This window comes from Enterococcus ureasiticus, from assembly GCF_001730285.1.
Classification (GTDB): domain Bacteria; phylum Bacillota; class Bacilli; order Lactobacillales; family Enterococcaceae; genus Enterococcus_L; species Enterococcus_L ureasiticus.
Map to the genome: position 1 here is coordinate 380,871 of NZ_MIJZ01000013.1, position 17,400 is coordinate 398,270.

Genomic DNA, 17,400 nt, shown 5'->3' on the forward strand with positions numbered 1-17,400 from the left:
ACACTCATTTCATGAGTGTTGAATTGAAATAGGCAACCATGGAATATTTATTCCATGTGCCTATCCTTACTCTGCTTTTTCAGCTAATTGTTTGTCGATTGCTTGCAGCACTCCACTACTAGGCGTATCCCCTTGCCACCATGCATCACGATAAGCATATTGCGAGCAATTAATTGCTTCTACTTTTATCAATAAGCTGAAAGCTGCTTTGTGATACTCTAGTCCCAGATCATTTTTTAGTTTGATCTCTGTAAACAAATTTTCTGCCGCATTAGATTCTCCTGGCTTTAAAACGTTTAGATAATAATAATAGCCATCTTCACCGAACTTCCAATTCGTAAAATTCAAATCTAACAGAACCTCTTCACCGATCTTTGAAGGCAATAATCGCGTACTCTCGCCACTCTCTAAACGAATTTCAGGATGAAGCATAACCCGGACAAACTGATTAACAGTTCCAGTATTTTCTACCGTAACTTTCTTTATAACAGATTCATTTGGCTTGATCGTCGCAGGCTCAGTGAAAATTTCTTTAACTTTCGTCTGAAGATTGCCTATTTGAAAAAGATTGGCTTTCTCATCGCTCATCATCATTGCAGCGTATGCAGTTGCACTTCCAATAAGCAGCAGCACAAAAAATAAAGGCAGTAACCACAAAAGATAGACAGCTTTTTTCTTTGGTTTCATCATTAATTCCCTCCTAATGAACTTTTTCACGATACATCCCTTCCAGATATGAACCAGAAGGAATTTCCCAGTTCTCTAATAGAGATTTTGTAACATCATGAGCATCCATAACTGGAACTAATTGATATAAAGAACTCTTATACTTGTTTGGTAAACCTTTATCTAATGTAATACTTTGAACGAGCAGTTTTGTTTTTTCCTTCGGCTGTAACACTTCCGAATAATAAAAGTATCCTTCGAAATAATACCAATAATTCTGTATTGCCGACATTGGTTTATTATTTTCATCATAAATGTCATTATCATTAAATTGAATCGTTAAGTATTTAAGACCGTCGATCGATCGAGTTCCTTTATAGACATATGCTGTACTTGAATTTGTTTTATCGCTTTTATAAACCTCTGATGCTATATAGTACTTTTTAGAAGCAATCTTATATGTACTACCTTTTTTCCAAGTAGCGGTATCTTCCATCGTTAGGTCAGATCCACTTGAATTACTCACAATTTTTTGATTGCCATTACCAATACCATCCGTCATATCAAGCTCAAACTGAGTAAAAAATTCATATAAAGAAATCCGAACAATCGCTGGCATTTGTCCGTTGTTTTTCACGAGCAATTTTTTTTCAGTCATTTTTCCTTGTGCCCACTGCAGATTTGGGGTGAAGACTTCATCGATCACTGCGGAAAGCTTTTTAGTATTCGGTTCACTTTGATTGATCTTTTCATCACTATGGGTAATCCACGAGTAAGTACTTCCTACTACAAGTAATAGACTTAAAAATACAGAAAACACAGCCAAAAAAGGTTTATTTTGATTGAGTATTTTTAACATTTTTTTTCCTTTACTCATTTGTCTTCACCTTCCTCTACTCTACTTTTCCTTGCTCTTCTTTACGCTTTTTCCATAATAAAATTACAATTAGCACCAGTAAAAGTCCTGCTAATGTTTTATAAATCAGATTTTTGATCTCTTCACCGGTCATTGGAAGAATCCCTTTAGATTCTGATTTATCTGATGAAACTGTACTGCTGTCATTAGTATCTGACGTCTTTGGCTGATTTTTGGTTGCAACAAAAGTCCAGTGATACAACAACTGACTTTCTTCTTTATAATCGGCAAGGGTTAGGTCTTTGTCTACCTCAAATACCGCAGTTAAAATTTGGTCCTTACCGTACTCACAAGTTCCTATTATCAGCGGTTGAATCTTCCAATCAAATTCCCCATTTCCCAATAAAGGTCCCTGATACAATTTTTTCCCGTCAATAGACAAAGTCAATGTGATCAGTTTATCAAAATCGATGACTCCTTTTGTTGCATCTGGGGTTACTAAGATTCCTAATTCAAATGGTTCATTTACATCCATACCACGAATCGTAATCGTTTTTTCATAACTTTCTCCAGGTAAGACATTCGGCAAATCAACATAGTATTCTCCTTCTGATGAAGCAGATATTCCTGTCTCATCGCCAATGACCACCCCTGGAAGAAGGGTTTGACTGGCAATAGCTAGTAACGTTCCATTTGTAAAAGTGATATACAAACTTAATAAACTGTATAAAACTAGTAATAGTAGACGTTTTCGCGTTTGATATTGCTGCATCGTTTGCTCCCCTTCCTTTTACTCCTCCTTAACTAGAAATTAAACTTAGCTGGCAGCTTGTCCATCTAGATAAGTCGTAATTTTTTTAGTTTCTGAATCATCCACTCCATTTAAGTTCCAACCAGTACTATCAGTTAGCGCTTCTTTAGTCGCTTGAATAGCTTCCATTTTTACAATCAAATCATATGTTGCATTTGTATATTCTGTTCCTATATCATTTGTAAATATTAGTTTTTTCAATAACTGTGGTGTTGTAGCACCTGAAACAACTGGACTTGTGAAATAGAAATAGCCATCCTCTTTATTGTAAGCCCATTTATCTTTAGCTAGTGCGGCAGTTGTGATCATATCCGCGCCATATTCTACTTTGATTCCACTAACACCTAATGCTGCTTTATCTGCTTGAACACCTTTTTTCTCTGCATTTGCAACTGGAACTTGATCAGCTGCTGTTGCTGGAGTTGGTGCCGGAAGTGTACTTAAACCTAAACCTGCAAGCGTGTAGTTATAATCCACGTCATATTTTTTACCTGCGCTACCTAAAAGAGAAGCTTTGGCTGCAGTTGCTTCTGTTGAAGCTCCTTCTAAAGAAGATGCGGCCCAGTTAGTTGCCGTATTGCTATATCCACCTTTGTAAACTAAATATTCAGCTTTAGACATCACAAAGTTCCAATCTTCGATTTTTGCACCAACAGTGTTGCCATTCGCCACAGATACTTCTGATTCCATAGCCTGATATTTACCAGTTGCATATTCAAAGAATGCTGAATAACTGAATGTTGTATTTTCATCACCCGTCACTGGATCTTTCGTAACAGAACCTTTTGCATAAACTTTTACACCCGTTGGCAAAGCAGCTGCAGCGCTATCTTTTACTTTAGTCGTTACATCCACGTAGCCACTTCCGTTATCGGTATACTTTTCTCCATCGTATTCGACAGGGATATCATCGGATAAAGTTGGTTTTTCATTGACTTTCCAACTTGTAGATCGATTCGTCACAGCCCCTTTTTCTGTCAAATGTTTTAAAACTTCTTCATATGAAACACGAACAAAGACTGGGGTATTACCTGAATTTGTAACAGCTACTTCTTTAGTTGCATCTGTACCTGGAACGATTGGTTTTGGATTCCAATTTTCTTCTACACTGACACTACCATCTTTGATTGCGGCAGTTTTCACACGGTTAATTCGTTGATCTTGAGAATTGATCCATGCGAAAGTACCTGCAGCTGCGGCTAATAATGCTAAGCACGCTGCGGCTACCAACTTTTTCTTTTTGTTCTTCTTCATTTTCAATAATCCTCCTATAAAAATAATATATATATTCTCACTTTCCTTGTTAGATAAGGTAAAGTGGTAATATCACCGTTCATATGCTGGGCGTCTTCTACTTTTTCTCCCAACTGGTTCTTCTTTTGACGAAAATAGATAGGCTTTAAGCACTAAGAAAAAGCCATATAATGATAAAATACAAACTAGACAAGCCCAAAATTCTTCCCGAGCAAATTCTATAATGCTCCCTACTTTTGGAACTGCAAAAACTACTTTCCCCAGTACACGATCTGCTGTTATCGGCGGGTCATTACTTTTATTAGCATCACCTTTTGTAATAAGGTAATCTCCTTTTTCTCCATTTAACTCTTCTTTACGTTCTACCATTCTGTGAGTCAAATAGCGTGAGCCATCCCCAACAGCAAATGTGACGATATCATCTTTTTTGACCTTATTACCATCCGTCAGTTTGACGATAACAATATCCCCAGCATAAAAACCGCCTTTAGGTCCATTTTTTTGTGGCACCATGGAATTAGTTAGAACTGTATAAAATCGATAACCAAAAATTGATGCTGTCGACTTTGAACTAAATGAGAACATTACCGACATCAAAATGATTCCGATTATAACCCCATAAAATACCAAATTACCTAGGTAAGAAAATACCAAGAAGCCTGGACTTTTAGTAGCTTGCTTTTGATTTCTTCCTCTATAGTTCTCCCTCATTCTTCGTTCTTGAACTGTTCGATGAGGTCTTGGATGACGAGGAGTTTCCTTATATTCAGAAAATCTAGGATTTTCTATGAACTCACTTCGATCGCTTCGTGCTGTTGATCGAGGTCTTGGTCTTTTCCTCCGATGTTCCACTCTTTCCTTTTCTGAATGCAGTCTTTTAGATTCTGTATACGTACGTGACCGCTTTTTTGGAGTACTCTGCCTAGCCTTTTCGTCTTTAGTACGCGCATACTTTCGGACAGGCGTTTCTCTCGGCATACACAAGCTCCTTTCATTTCGTTAGCTATTCTTAATTACTTAAAATACGATACTTTCATAAATAAATAAAAAATATACTGAAATAATTTTTTTATCATCTACATAAACTATACCCATTGTTATTTTTTATGTCAATAAGATACGTAATATTCTTCGTAACATTTTTTACTAAATGAGTAAATAGAAAATCTAAAACACAAAAAAATCATTTTATAGGTGAAAATTATAATAAAAACCCTTATTTATAAGGGTTTTTATATATAGCGGATTCACATCATAAAAAAATAAAAAAACAGATTTTGCAAAATGCAAAAAAAAACAATAAACATATTTTCAAAAACAAAAACATTCTCTTGTTATTTTATAAATTCAAAAAAAAAAGAATTTCACACACGAAAATCTGAATATAAATAATAAAAAATAAAAATATCGACACAATAAAAAAAACTGTACAAATCAATCTATCCTAAGACAATTGAATCGTACAGTTTTTTCAATTTCATATTTCCAAGCTAAGCACTAAATAAGCTACGCGTTGCTTCTCTAATTTTTTGTGCTACATAAGGATTATTCATCGTATATAAATGGATTCCATCCGCCCCTTGGGCAACCAAATCAACAATTTGATTGATAGCATAAGCAATACCTGCATCCCGAATCGCTTCTGGATTATGCTCATAACGTTCCATCATTTTTAAAAATTTTGTCGGCAAGGTCACATTAGACATTTTTACCATGCGCTCGATTTGCTTTTTATTGACTACAGGCATAATACCGGCTTGAATCGGTACATTAATATCGGCAATAGCACACTTTTCTTTAAACGTATAAAAATAGTTATTATCAAAAAATAACTGAGTGATTAACTGATTCGTCCCCGAATCAACTTTGCGCTTCAAGTTTCGAATATCTTCAACGGAGCTTTCTGCATCTCCGTGAGTTTCCGGATAGCACGCACCGATAATGTTGAAATCTCCTTGTTCTTGGATAAATGCGACCAGATCATTTGCATAAACAAAATCTTTCTTCGGTTCTTTGTCAGGTAAAAGATCTCCTCTTAAAGCTAAAATATTTTCGACTTTTTTTTGTTTTAGTTCCTCCAAAATAACAAGAATCTCGTCTTTTGAAAAATTCACTGCTGGCAAATGCGCTACACTTGGCAAAAATTGTTCCTCTTGAATTTTCTGAGCAATATCTGCAGTACTAAAGTTCGCTCCTGTTCCGCCAGCACCCAACGTCACACTAATAAAATCAGGTTGTTGTCCTTTCAAACGATCCAGCGTATGATAGATCGTATCGATCGGCGCTGTTCGTCTTGGCGGAAAAATTTCATAGGAAAAGACGGTCTTTTCTTTGAACAAGGTATCCGTTCTCATTTAAATCCCTCCACGTACCTTTTTTGCTGCAAGTACTAAATTTTTCAAACTAGCTTCTGTTTCTGGTACTCCTCGTGTTTTCAGACCACAGTCAGGATTGACCCAAATTTTTTCGATCGGTAATTTGTTTAAAATATTGTGGATCGTTGCTTCGATTTCTTCTATTGACGGAACACGTGGCGAATGAATATCATATACACCTGGTCCAACTTGAGTTTGAAAGTCGATGGCTTTTAGTGCATCTAAAATATCTAAATTTGAGCGAGAAGCTTCAAATGAAATAACATCTGCATCCATATTATCGATATCTTGAATAATATCTGCAAATTCGCTATAACACATATGTGTATGAATTTGAGTCGTCGGTCGTACTTTGCTATGAACAAGACGGAAGGCGGGTATCGCCCAGTCTAGATATTCAGAATGCCAATCGGTTTGGCGTAATGGTAGCTTTTCCCGCAAAGCTGCTTCGTCGATTTGAATGATTTCAATTCCGTTGGCTTCTAAATCCAATACTTCTTCTTGAATCGCTAATGCCAATTGAAGTGTTGACTCTCTTAAACTGATATCTTCACGCGGGAACGACCAGTTCAAAATCGTGACAGGTCCCGTTAACATGCCTTTCATTGGTTTTTCCGTTAACGTTTGGGCATATTTAGAGTATGCTACTGTAATTGGATTTGAGCGTGAAACATCTCCCCAGATGATTGGCGGTTTCACACAGCGTGTTCCGTAAGATTGAACCCAGGCTTTTTCAGTAAACAAATAGCCAGCCAAACTTTCACCAAAATACTCCACCATGTCATTGCGTTCAAATTCACCGTGAACTAAAACATCTAAACCAATTTTTTCTTGAAATGTGATGCATTCTGCAATTTTTTCTTGGTTAAAAATAGTATATTCTGTTTCGCTGATTTCACCTTTTTTAAATTTAGCCCGATTTTGTTTGACTTCTTTGGTTTGCGGGAACGAACCAATCGTAGTCGTTGGTAGAATCGGTAGTTTTAATTTATCTTTTTGAACAATTGCACGTTCTGACAATGCTGGTTGACGGACAAAATCTTTCTCAGACAAAGCTTCTACTTGCTTTGCTACTTGTTCATTTCTTGAAAAGCGTTGTTGCCCGAATAATGCAATGTTAGTGTCCAACAAGCGTTGATTGCCTTCTTTATCCGTAACTATTTTCTTTAGATCATTTAATTCAGCTAATTTTTCTACAGCAAAAGCAAAATGGTCGGTTACTTCTTTTGCTAATACTGATTCATTGGCAAGTGTAAATGGTACATGAAGCAATGAACAAGATGTATTTAACACAATATCGCCAAATGATTGAATTTTTTCAAGTAGTGTTAAGGTTTCTTGATAGTTATTCTTCCAGATGTTTTTTCCGTTTACGACCCCTGCAAATAATAATTTATCATTTGGAAATCCGTATTCTTGAAGTAATTCTACTGTTTTTCTCCCTTCAACAAAATCTAACCCAATTCCATCAAAAGGTAATGCGATCAATTCCTGATAGGCATCTCGAACGTCTCCGAAATACGTTTGTACTAATATATTTAAGTTTCCTTTTTTAGCTAATAACGTTTGATACAAGCCTTTAAATTGTTGCACTTCAGCAGGTGACAAATCTAAAACTAAAGCTGGTTCATCGATTTGAAGCCATTCACAACCTAGTTCAGCTAACTGGTCAAAAATCTGTGCATAGGCCGCAATCGCAGCTTCATAAAAATCATCGGCTTGTTTTGACCCGTGGTAAGTAGCTAATTTCAATAAGGTAAATGGACCTATTATAGTTGGACGAGTAATGATGCCCGCTGCTTTAGCCTCATTAAAGTTGGTAAAAAGTTTATCTCCAACAAGCTTAAGCTCTGTCTCGTCATCGATTTCAGGAACCATATAATGATAATTGGTGTTAAACCATTTTTTCATTGCCAAAGCTGTAACATCGCCCGCTTCTCCTTGATATCCTCTAGCTAATGCAAAATAAGTTTCTAAAGGTGATAATTGTAACGCTTGATATTTTTCCGGCACAATATTCAATAAAACTGCGGTATCTAACGTTGCATCGAAAAATGAAAAATCACCGCTTGGAATAAAATCGATTCCCTGATCGACTAACAATTGCCAATGTTTAGTGCGCAATTCTTTTCCCTTTTTTTCTAATTCTTCTGCTGTTATTTCTTTTCTAAAATATTTTTCTGTTGCAAATTTTAATTCTCTTAACTCTCCCACCCTAGGGAACCCGACAATCGATGTTTTCATACTTTTCCTCCTTCAATAAGGTATTTCAACTACTTTACCACGAGAAAGAAATATAGAATAACACTTATTTTCTATCGTTTAATATAGTTTTAAGCTATATACTAAAATGAGTCTTTGCATCAAAAAATGTGAGTGGGATATAACTCTTTGAGTCATATCCCACTCACATGAAATCTAGATAAAGGATAGGGCCAGAAACAACTCACACTTCCACCCCAACATCGTCTTATTTAACTATTTTTCTTGTTCCGTTAAAAATTCTTTCGCTTCTTTATTCACCACTTTTAAATCAACACCTTGTTTCGTTGCCGCAAACATACAACCGCAATAGCATTGACGATAAACATCGTATTCTTTACACAGCTCGATTGAACGTTTATACCCATTATTTTTTTTAAAATCACTGGGTAAATAGTTAGTTGCGTAAAATTTTTGAATATCTATCCCGATTTCATTGATCAATTGACTATTTTTCTTCGGAGATAGCGTCAATGCACTCCCAAAGTAATCATAACCTAATTCTTGCGCTTTTTCCGCAACGATATCCAGGCGCATTTGAAAACAAGCTGAACAACGCTTGCCCCCCTCAGGCTCTTCTGTCAGCTCTTTTTCCCGCACCATTTGGATGAATTTATTTGGTTCATACGGAGCAGCTAAAAATTGAACCTGATTATTAGTTTGCTCATTAAAATCCTCTACAAATTTCTGTTGTACGATTTCACGGCGTTGGTATTCTGCTCTTGGATGAATATTTGAATTGGCAAAGAAAATCGTGACATCCGCATATTGTGTCAGGTATTCAAGTGAATAGGTACTACAAGGCGCACAACAACTGTGAAGCAAAATGGTTGGACGTATATCCGATTTTTCCCATTCTGTAATAACTTTTTGTAGGACACGATCATAATTTATTTTTTGATTTGGAGACATTTTCTCCGTTATTTCTGTTAAATTTATCACTAAATTGCCTCCGTTATTAATAGAAAGATATCGTTTATTTTACTGTTTATATGGCAAATATGTTAGCCCGTTTTTGATGATTTGAATAGAGCTTGTTAAAGAGTCTTTTTCTTTTTCAGTTAGCTGGCAATCAACAAATGATTCTATTCCGTTTTTCCCGATCACAACAGGTTGTCCATAATAGGCATCCGCTTGTTTGTTATATGCCGAAACAGATACGACTGATTTTGAGTCATTTAAAATCATTTGAATCAGTTGAGCCCCACAAGTTGCGATTCCATAACTTGTATACCCTTTACCAGCAAAGGCCTTCCAGCCACCAGCGCGAACATCCTCATCCAGCTCTGCTAAATCAAGTTCCTTGTTCCAAGTCAATAGCGGTCGATCTCCAGCGGTCACAGTCGACCAAGCAACAAACTGAGAATCCCCATGTTCGCCGTAAACATAGCCGCCAATATTACGGCTATCAATCGCTAACTTACGCCCTACAGCTTGTTTCATACGAGCAGTATCTAGCATCGTACCAGTTCCAAAGACTTTATTTGGTTCAAAACCTGTTAATTCTTGCATGTACGTTGCAATCACATCACATGGATTCGTGATTGTTAAGACAATGCCATCAAAGCCAGAATGTTTGATTTTAGGAGCGATTTCTTCTACGATTTTACTGGTGATATCAAGTTCCCTGAAGCGATCGCCATCGTCACCTAACGCACTGATTTGCCCTGCACAGAAAACGATGATAGATGCATCTTTTAATGCTTGATAATCCTGAATGATAATTTTACTTTTACCAGTCAAAAAGACTTGTGCATCTAGTAAATCATATTCTTCAGAAACTGCGAGCTTTTCATTTTTGTCGATCAAAACTAGCTCGTCAACTAAGTTTTCAGTGACTAATCTATACGCAAGCGTTGCACCAACATGCCCTAAACCTATGATCCCTACTTTACGCATTCAAACACTTCCTATTTCGCTTTTCTTTAATCCTAGCTGAATAAAGACTTTACGTCAATCATCTTTTTAGCTTTATTGTAGGGGCGTACGTAATAAAAAAGCACAAAGAAATGGTAATTTTCTTCGTGCTTTACTCTTTTTATTCAGCTGCTTTTGTTACCTTAAAATAATCGATATGGGCATGTTCATAATCCATCACTTCAAATGTAAAATGGTCGATTTTGATTTGATCGCCTACAGCGATTTGATTGTTTTTTTGTTCCACGATAAAACCTGCTAATGTAGACATTTCAGAATTTTCAAACGTTGGGATCTTAACTTTAAAGTAACGCTCAAAATCATCAAGTGTAATTTTTCCAGAAACGATATATGAATTATCTGATTCTTTTGCAATCATAGCATTTTCCAAATCTGTTTCGTCTCTGATATCCCCGACCAGTTCTTCTAAGATATCCTCGATTGTGACCATTCCTGTCGTTCCACCGTATTCGTCTTTTAAAATCGCAATGTGCTTTCCTTCTTTTCGCATCATTGTTAACAAACTTTTGATTGGAATAGTAGCTAACGTAATAATCGGTTCTTCAACCAATTCACTGACTTTTCTTTGATTGTTGATAAATGACTCCTTGATTAAAGCTGGCAATGTCACATACCCCAATACATTGTCTTTGGACTCTTCGATCACCGGATAGCGGGAATGTCCACGTCTTAAAGAATGTTGGATAGCTTGTTCCACCGTTTCATCTGCTTCAAAAACTTCCATTGTTGTTCGGTCGACCTGAATTTCTTTTGCAAGAGTATCATCAAATTCAAACACATTTTCCATATAATAATATTCTTCTTTGGTCAGTTCCCCTTTTTTATAGGAATCAACCGCTACATATAACAATTCTTCCTGTGTTAATGTTTCTTCGCCTTCTGAAACTAATTTTATCCCTAATAATTTTCCTAGTTTCGCTGCAGAATGGTTTAGTAACCAAATAAAAGGATACATCGCTTTGTAAAAATAATGCAAAGGTTTAACGATGGCTAAAACAACTTTTTCAGTTTGAGCAATACTATAACTTTTTGGTAGTAATTCACCAACAACAACATCTACATAAGTCACAATGGCAAACCCTAAAATTACTGAAATCGTCCGACTAAGCGCAGTGCTTATCGGGAGATTCCCTATCAACGGATGTAATAAAGTCGCTACTGAACCTTCACCGACCCACCCAATAATCAGTCCTGTTAACGTTATACCTAATTGACTGGCAGATAAATACGCATCCAAATGATGGGTCACATGGATCGCTAGCTCTGCGTTCTTAACATTATCTTTTTTTAATTGCTCTAATCTAGACATACGAATTTTTACTAAAGCAAACTCACTCGCTACAAAAAATGCCGTAATTGCAATCATTAAAAATAATATGAAAAAATTTATTGCAAGCATATTTTACACCTCATTTTTCTTCTATCTATTTATTATACTTGTCCTTTCAAAATAGCGCGAATAGGAGCTATCGAGTTAAAACAAAAATCTCTAAGACTTCCAAACCGTCTTAGAGATTTTGATCTTTATGATAAAACTTTTCGTTCTCTTAATCGCGTCTTACGCGTATCACCAATAATCAACGGAACAGATTCGTATTTCACTTCACTATACTCCAGACCAAACCAATTTTCTGGTGTGGTCGTTCTTTTTTTGATAGCCAATTTCAATTGCATGATTTGACGATCCCATTTCTTCAACTCTGTTACCTTGGATAGCTCTTCACGAATAATAATAAATTGGAAATCCCCGACTTCACGACCTGGTGTCAATGAATATTTCTGCGGCTGTTTCGGTAAACGACCTTCTTTCATTAAATCATAAACGATTTGACGAATATAAACATTGACCTCTTGCGCCACATGAAAACCAAGATAAAGTTGAACTTGTACGATAAAATCTGTACCCATCATATCTACAGTATATTCTTTCGTAAATGGTTCATCGGTTACTTCAACGTTTACAAACCAGTAAACATTGGCTCTTTTCGGTTGCTTATCTAAAATTGAATAAATAATTTGGCGGCCGATTTCATCCCCAATCGTATCTGGTGTCATGAAAACGACATTGGTTTGGGATTTTGGAACAGTTGTATCATCTTTCAACATCCGTAATTGTTCAACATATTGCTTAAGCGGAACGGTATCAGATGTTTTCTCTTTGATAATATTGCCCCATTCCCAAATTGTCATCACAGCTAGAATCAACAAAGCAATCCCAACGGCAACATAACCACCATGGAAGAATTTCGCAATACTTGACACAAAGAAAATCGATTCGATACTCCCAAAGAATAAGGTAACAAGATACGCAACCCATTTCGGTGCGCCTTTTTGCAATAGATAAAACATCAATAAAATAGTTGTCATCAGCATTGTCACAGTGATTGAAAGACCATATGCTGCTTCCATATGCGTAGATGTTCTAAAGGTGACCACAATCAATGAACACACAAGCCATAACATCATATTGACTGCTGGAATATACATTTGACCGATATTCGCACCTGGATAGATAATTTTCAGTCTTGGTAATAGTTTCAATTTAATTGCTTCTGAAACTAATGTAAATGAACCTGAAATCAATGCTTGAGATGCAATTACTGCCGCTACTGTTGCGAAAACAACCCCTATCAACATAATGCTATTTGGCATCATTTGGAAAAATGGGTTTAGGTTTTCAATTGCTAAAATAGATGGATCATTTTTGGCACTCAAAATCCACGCTGCTTGTCCTAAATAGTTGAGAATTAAACAAACTTTGATATACGGCCAGCTGGCACGAATATTGTGTTTACCAACGTGACCTAAGTCAGAATACAGCGCTTCTGCACCCGTTGTTGCTAGAAAGACATTTCCTAGAACAAAGATCCCTAGTTTATTTTCAGGACTAAGCAAAAGATGAATCGCATAATAAGGATTCAATGCACGAAGAACCGTCCAGTCTTGCCCAAAATTGATTAACCCCATCACACCTAAGAATGTAAACCAAGCAAACATGATAGGTCCAAATGCTTTTCCGACCGCATCTGTCCCAAATCGTTGAACAGAAAATAAAATAAGAATAATAACTAAGGTAATCATCACAATAATGTTTTGATCACTGCCAAATCGATCAAAGAAAACCGGAATTCCCCGTAACCCTTCAATTGCTGTCGTGACTGTTACAGCTGGTGTCAAAACACCATCTGCAAGTAAGGCTGCTCCTCCGATCATCGCCGGAATGATTAAGTACTTCCCTTTTTTACGAACAAGCGTGTATAAAGAAAAAATTCCACCTTCACCATGATTATCCGCATTCAAAGCAATCACAACATATTTGATTGTTGTTAAAATCGTTAATGTCCAAAAGATCAATGATACCGCACCAATAATGAAATTTTCTGAAACATTTTGAAGACCACCGTTATCTCCAACGATCGCTTTCATTACATAAAGCGGACTTGTTCCGATATCTCCATAAACGACCCCCATTGCTACTAAAAGACCAGCAGCGGTCAATTTCTGATGATGCGAAACTTTTGACTTCTCTATCACAAGATTCTCCTCCAATTTAAAAGCTGAACAGGCTCGGTCAAGCTCAACTCAACATTTCCCTAATTCACACTTTTTAAGTAAAACAAGAGACCTAAGTGAAACGACACTTGGCCCTTACACTTAGGTCTCGCAATTTCATTCTTAGACCAGTGTTCACACACTTGCTGTTGATCTAAAAACATAGATAAACTATGCTGCTACTCCCCTAAGATTCTTATTTGGAAGCCCAAATAAAAATATCGGTTACTATTTATAATTTAATTAAAAAATATCTGTTAAAAAATCAAAACAACTGATTTTGATAACAACTATAATACTCCTTTAACATTTTAGCAAGTCTTTTATGTAAATAATTTCAATAGTATTTTCAAAGTCCCCTTTCACCCAATTAAATTTTTATAAAAAGAACGCCTGAAGTGTTGATTTCTATTAAAAAATCAACACTTCAGGCATTGTATTTATTTTACTTTTATTCAGCATCTTCTTCTGGCGAATAATGGAATTTGATCATTTCATTTACAAAAATTGGAACGATCGATAAGCCCATTACAAGTAACCAGTGATTGATTCCGATTGGAACTAATCCGAATAGCTCTTGTGTGAATGGTAATAACGCAATGACTGTCGTAATAATAACAGCCAATACAGCCATTTCAAACAGTGATTTGTTCGTTGATAATTTCACTCTAAAAATCGATTCTGTACTTCTCACATTAAATACGTGCAATATCGATGAGTACGCTAAAATCAAGAACGCTACAGTTTGACCAATTTCATGACTTGCTTCGAAAAAGAAAGAAACAGAATCAACATTTGCGCCTAAATAAAAACCAAACAACGTAATTACCGTAAAGACAAACGCATTGATTCCAATTTTCTGCCACAAACCACGTGCAAAGATTCCTTCATCTCTTGGAATCGGTGCTTCATCCATGATCCCTTTTTCAGCAGGTTCTTTTCCTAAAGCAAACCCTGGTAGACCATCTGCCACAACGTTCACAAATAATAATTGAACAGCCGTAAATGGTGCTCCCCAGCCTAATAGCATGGCTATCAATACAATGAATATCTCTGAGATATTACAACTTAGTAAAAAGTTTACCGCTTTACGGATATTTCGATACACTGCCCGACCTTGGGCCACTGCATCAACGATCGTCGCAAAATTATCATCAGTCAAAATCATATCAGCCGCACCTTGGGCTACGTCGGTTCCTGTAATTCCCATGGCACACCCAACATCACTTGCTTTTAAGGCTGGTGCATCATTGACTCCGTCACCTGTCATAGCAACAACCGCTCCTGTCCGCTGCCAAGATTTAACGATACGGATCTTATCTTCTGGTGTTACCCGAGCATAAACCGAAAGTGACTTCACTCGTGAATCTAATTCTTCATCAGACATTTTTTGTAATTCTGATCCTGTCAAAGCCTCACTTTTATCGCTTAAAATACCTAATTCTTTCGCAATCGCTCCTGCCGTTACTACATGGTCACCTGTGATCATAACGGTTTTTATTCCAGCTTTTTTAGCTCTAGCGATAGCACCTTTACTTTCTGGTCTCGGCGGATCGATCATACCGATCAATCCTAACAGCCGTAGATTCTTTTCTAGAGCCTCTGAGGTAATCTCTGTAGGTTCTTCATCATAGATTGCATAACCAACTGCAATCACGCGTAAAGCGCGTTTACCAAATCGGTCGTTTACTACGGCTGCTTGATCTAAATCACCAAAACGGAAACGAGTCAACAAGACATCAAATGCACCTTTGGTTACAGAGATATATTTTTTCCCCATTTTATGAACCGTCGTCATCATTTTACGCTCTGAATCAAATGGAATTTCACCGATTCTTGGATATTTTTCTTCTAATTCAGCTTTTGTATGATAATTTTCTTCTACTGCACGTACAATTGCTGCTTCTGTTGGATTTCCTTGGATCACCAAGTCATCTCCATCTTTGTCTACAATAACATCTGTACATAACGAAGCCATTTTTAAAACTTCCATCGCTTCATCAGTCATTGCATCTTCTGTATCTGTTACTTCATCTCCACGAGACCAAACACGTCTGACGCGCATTTTATTTTGTGTTAAGGTTCCTGTTTTGTCAGAACAAATAACATTAGCCGTTCCGAGAGTTTCAACAGCTGGCAAACGACGAATGATCGCATGCTTTTTAGCCATTTTCTGTACACCATAAGCGAGTGTTAATGTTACGATTACCATCAATGTTTCTGGCACTGCCGCTACTGCTAGCGATACTGCGGTCATGAACATCTCCAACATTGGCTCACCTTGTAATTCACCAATGATAAACACTAATGCTGCCGCACCTAAAGCAATTAAACTAATGCGTTTACCTAACTGATTCAAACGTTTTTGCAACGGCGTTTGTTGCGTCACATCGTCATTCAATAAGCCAGCGATTTTACCCATTTCAGTCTGCATACCAGTTGCAGTAACAATTGCTCTACCACGACCATTTGAAACCGTACAGCCTTTAAAGACCATATTGATTTGATCGCCGATCGGTGCATCAGATTTTCCTATGTACTCCGAATCTTTTTCAATAGGCTCACTTTCCCCTGTAAGGGCAGATTCTTCCACTCTAAGTTGTGATGCTTGGATCAAACGAGCATCCGCTGTGATCATCGATCCTGATTCTAATACAAGTATATCTCCAACCACAACATCTTCTGCATCGATGGTCTCTACTTTGCCATCACGTAAAACAGAACTGCTTTGTTTATTCATATCCTGCAATGCTGCTAAAGATTTTTCAGCATTTCCTTCTTGGACAATCGCTAGTACCGCATTGATGATCACAATCGCGATAATCAAAATCCCTTCAAAATAATCTCCGTGATCTGTAGCAATTGCTGTGTAAAATGAAATAGCTGCTGCAACTAATAAAATAATTGTTGTGAAATCAGATAAACTGTGAAGAAACTTTTTTACTATGGAATCTTTTTTCGCTTCTTGGAACGCATTAGGTCCATGTTCGGCGAGTCGTTTTTTTACTTCTTGCCCTGTTAAACCTTGCTCTTTATTTGTATTCACTTCTTTGATAATTGTCTCGATAGGTTGTTTGTATGCTTCCATCCTATCCCCCCCATTCTTAATTTTTCCTTCTATTAATATAGTATCTATATTCACTATACCATGTTTTTTTTTCAAACTTCAATAAATATGGCTAATTTTTCATTTTTTTTCCCACTTTTAAAGTCTTTTAACTTGAAAACGCTTACCAAAGATGTTATTATGTTTATAGAAGGAAGGAGGACTAATCAGTTGTATTGAAGAATTTCTCGAAGCATGAAATAAGTAAACACAAAATTGTTAGCAGAACACGATTCACCTTTCAAAATGTATATGTGTAGAGTAAAAAATCATAAAAACATCTTTACAAATAGTGAATATGTGTGAAAAGTTGGACAATTGATCCAAATAAAACAAAAAAACACGTATAAAGATAGTTTGATTAAAAAAAATTTTAACAAAGAAATGTAGAAAATGTAATGAAGACAAGATTTGGTTTATGAACAAGAAATTCAACTAATTACTTTGCATGTATAACTAAAAGTAAAAAAAACATCATTCAATACGCTGATTCCTTCCAGAAATGAAAGCCAGGCTAATCGAGAAGCCTGGCTTTTTTCTTTATATTTTATCTGCATGATATTTGTAAGTGAAAGTAAGA

At 36.5% G+C, this 17,400-nt stretch carries 12 protein-coding genes; all 12 read right to left on the reverse strand.

Annotation, left to right across the window (positions count from 1 at the left end; translation table 11 throughout):
* Positions 1-66: 66 nt before the first annotated feature.
* Positions 67-690 (reverse strand): hypothetical protein, encoded by a 624-nt coding sequence (locus BCR21_RS10255; RefSeq protein ID WP_240488087.1) that lies wholly within the window; start codon positions 688-690, stop codon positions 67-69.
* A gap of 10 nt (positions 691-700) precedes the next feature.
* Positions 701-1,543 (reverse strand): BsaA family SipW-dependent biofilm matrix protein, encoded by an 843-nt coding sequence (locus tag BCR21_RS10260; protein WP_069646363.1) that lies wholly within the window; start codon positions 1,541-1,543, stop codon positions 701-703.
* 16 nt (positions 1,544-1,559) lie between these two features.
* Positions 1,560-2,294 (reverse strand): LPXTG cell wall anchor domain-containing protein, encoded by a 735-nt coding sequence (locus BCR21_RS10265; RefSeq protein ID WP_069646364.1) that lies wholly within the window; start codon positions 2,292-2,294, stop codon positions 1,560-1,562.
* Positions 2,295-2,339: 45 nt separating this feature from the next.
* Complete coding sequence (locus tag BCR21_RS10270) at positions 2,340-3,587, reverse strand: hypothetical protein (protein ID WP_069646365.1); 1,248 nt, start codon at positions 3,585-3,587, stop codon at positions 2,340-2,342.
* A gap of 72 nt (positions 3,588-3,659) precedes the next feature.
* Positions 3,660-4,565 carry a signal peptidase I gene (locus BCR21_RS10275; RefSeq protein WP_069646366.1) on the reverse strand — a complete coding sequence of 302 codons (906 nt, stop codon included), beginning with the start codon at positions 4,563-4,565 and terminating at the stop codon, positions 3,660-3,662.
* Between the two features lie 512 nt (positions 4,566-5,077).
* Entirely contained in the window at positions 5,078-5,941 is an 864-nt protein-coding gene (gene metF / locus BCR21_RS10280; RefSeq protein WP_069646367.1) for a methylenetetrahydrofolate reductase [NAD(P)H], read from the reverse strand.
* Positions 5,942-8,206: a 5-methyltetrahydropteroyltriglutamate--homocysteine S-methyltransferase gene (gene metE, locus BCR21_RS10285; RefSeq protein WP_069646368.1), complete on the reverse strand. Its 2,265-nt coding sequence runs from the start codon at positions 8,204-8,206 to the stop codon at positions 5,942-5,944.
* Positions 8,207-8,440: 234 nt separating this feature from the next.
* Positions 8,441-9,166: an epoxyqueuosine reductase QueH gene (locus BCR21_RS10290; RefSeq protein ID WP_069646369.1), complete on the reverse strand. Its 726-nt coding sequence runs from the start codon at positions 9,164-9,166 to the stop codon at positions 8,441-8,443.
* Positions 9,167-9,205: 39 nt separating this feature from the next.
* On the reverse strand, positions 9,206-10,123 hold the full coding sequence (locus BCR21_RS10295) for an L-lactate dehydrogenase (protein ID WP_069646370.1): 918 nt from the start codon (positions 10,121-10,123) through the stop codon (positions 9,206-9,208).
* Positions 10,124-10,262: 139 nt separating this feature from the next.
* Entirely contained in the window at positions 10,263-11,561 is a 1,299-nt protein-coding gene (locus BCR21_RS10300) for a hemolysin family protein (RefSeq protein ID WP_069646371.1), read from the reverse strand.
* Between the two features lie 125 nt (positions 11,562-11,686).
* Positions 11,687-13,633 carry a KUP/HAK/KT family potassium transporter gene (locus BCR21_RS10305; RefSeq protein ID WP_167351781.1) on the reverse strand — a complete coding sequence of 649 codons (1,947 nt, stop codon included), beginning with the start codon at positions 13,631-13,633 and terminating at the stop codon, positions 11,687-11,689.
* Between the two features lie 532 nt (positions 13,634-14,165).
* Positions 14,166-16,802: a calcium-translocating P-type ATPase, PMCA-type gene (locus BCR21_RS10310; protein WP_069646373.1), complete on the reverse strand. Its 2,637-nt coding sequence runs from the start codon at positions 16,800-16,802 to the stop codon at positions 14,166-14,168.
* Between the last annotated feature and the right edge of the window lie 598 nt (positions 16,803-17,400).

Excerpts from the sequence above, each read along its gene's own strand:
- BCR21_RS10295 (WP_069646370.1), bottom strand. The coding sequence starts at position 10,123 with ATGCGTAAAGTAGGGATCATAGGTTTAGGGCATGTTGGTGCAACGCTT.
- metF (WP_069646367.1), bottom strand. The coding sequence starts at position 5,941 with ATGAGAACGGATACCTTGTTCAAAGAAAAGACCGTCTTTTCCTATGAA.
- BCR21_RS10300 (WP_069646371.1), bottom strand. The coding sequence starts at position 11,561 with ATGCTTGCAATAAATTTTTTCATATTATTTTTAATGATTGCAATTACG.
- BCR21_RS10260 (WP_069646363.1), bottom strand. The coding sequence starts at position 1,543 with ATGAGTAAAGGAAAAAAAATGTTAAAAATACTCAATCAAAATAAACCT.
- BCR21_RS10305 (WP_167351781.1), bottom strand. The coding sequence starts at position 13,633 with ATGGGGGTCGTTTATGGAGATATCGGAACAAGTCCGCTTTATGTAATG.
- BCR21_RS10255 (WP_240488087.1), bottom strand. The coding sequence starts at position 690 with ATGATGAAACCAAAGAAAAAAGCTGTCTATCTTTTGTGGTTACTGCCT.
- metE (WP_069646368.1), bottom strand. The coding sequence starts at position 8,206 with ATGAAAACATCGATTGTCGGGTTCCCTAGGGTGGGAGAGTTAAGAGAA.
- BCR21_RS10265 (WP_069646364.1), bottom strand. The coding sequence starts at position 2,294 with ATGCAGCAATATCAAACGCGAAAACGTCTACTATTACTAGTTTTATAC.
- BCR21_RS10275 (WP_069646366.1), bottom strand. The coding sequence starts at position 4,565 with ATGCCGAGAGAAACGCCTGTCCGAAAGTATGCGCGTACTAAAGACGAA.
- BCR21_RS10310 (WP_069646373.1), bottom strand. The coding sequence starts at position 16,802 with ATGGAAGCATACAAACAACCTATCGAGACAATTATCAAAGAAGTGAAT.
- BCR21_RS10270 (WP_069646365.1), bottom strand. The coding sequence starts at position 3,587 with ATGAAGAAGAACAAAAAGAAAAAGTTGGTAGCCGCAGCGTGCTTAGCA.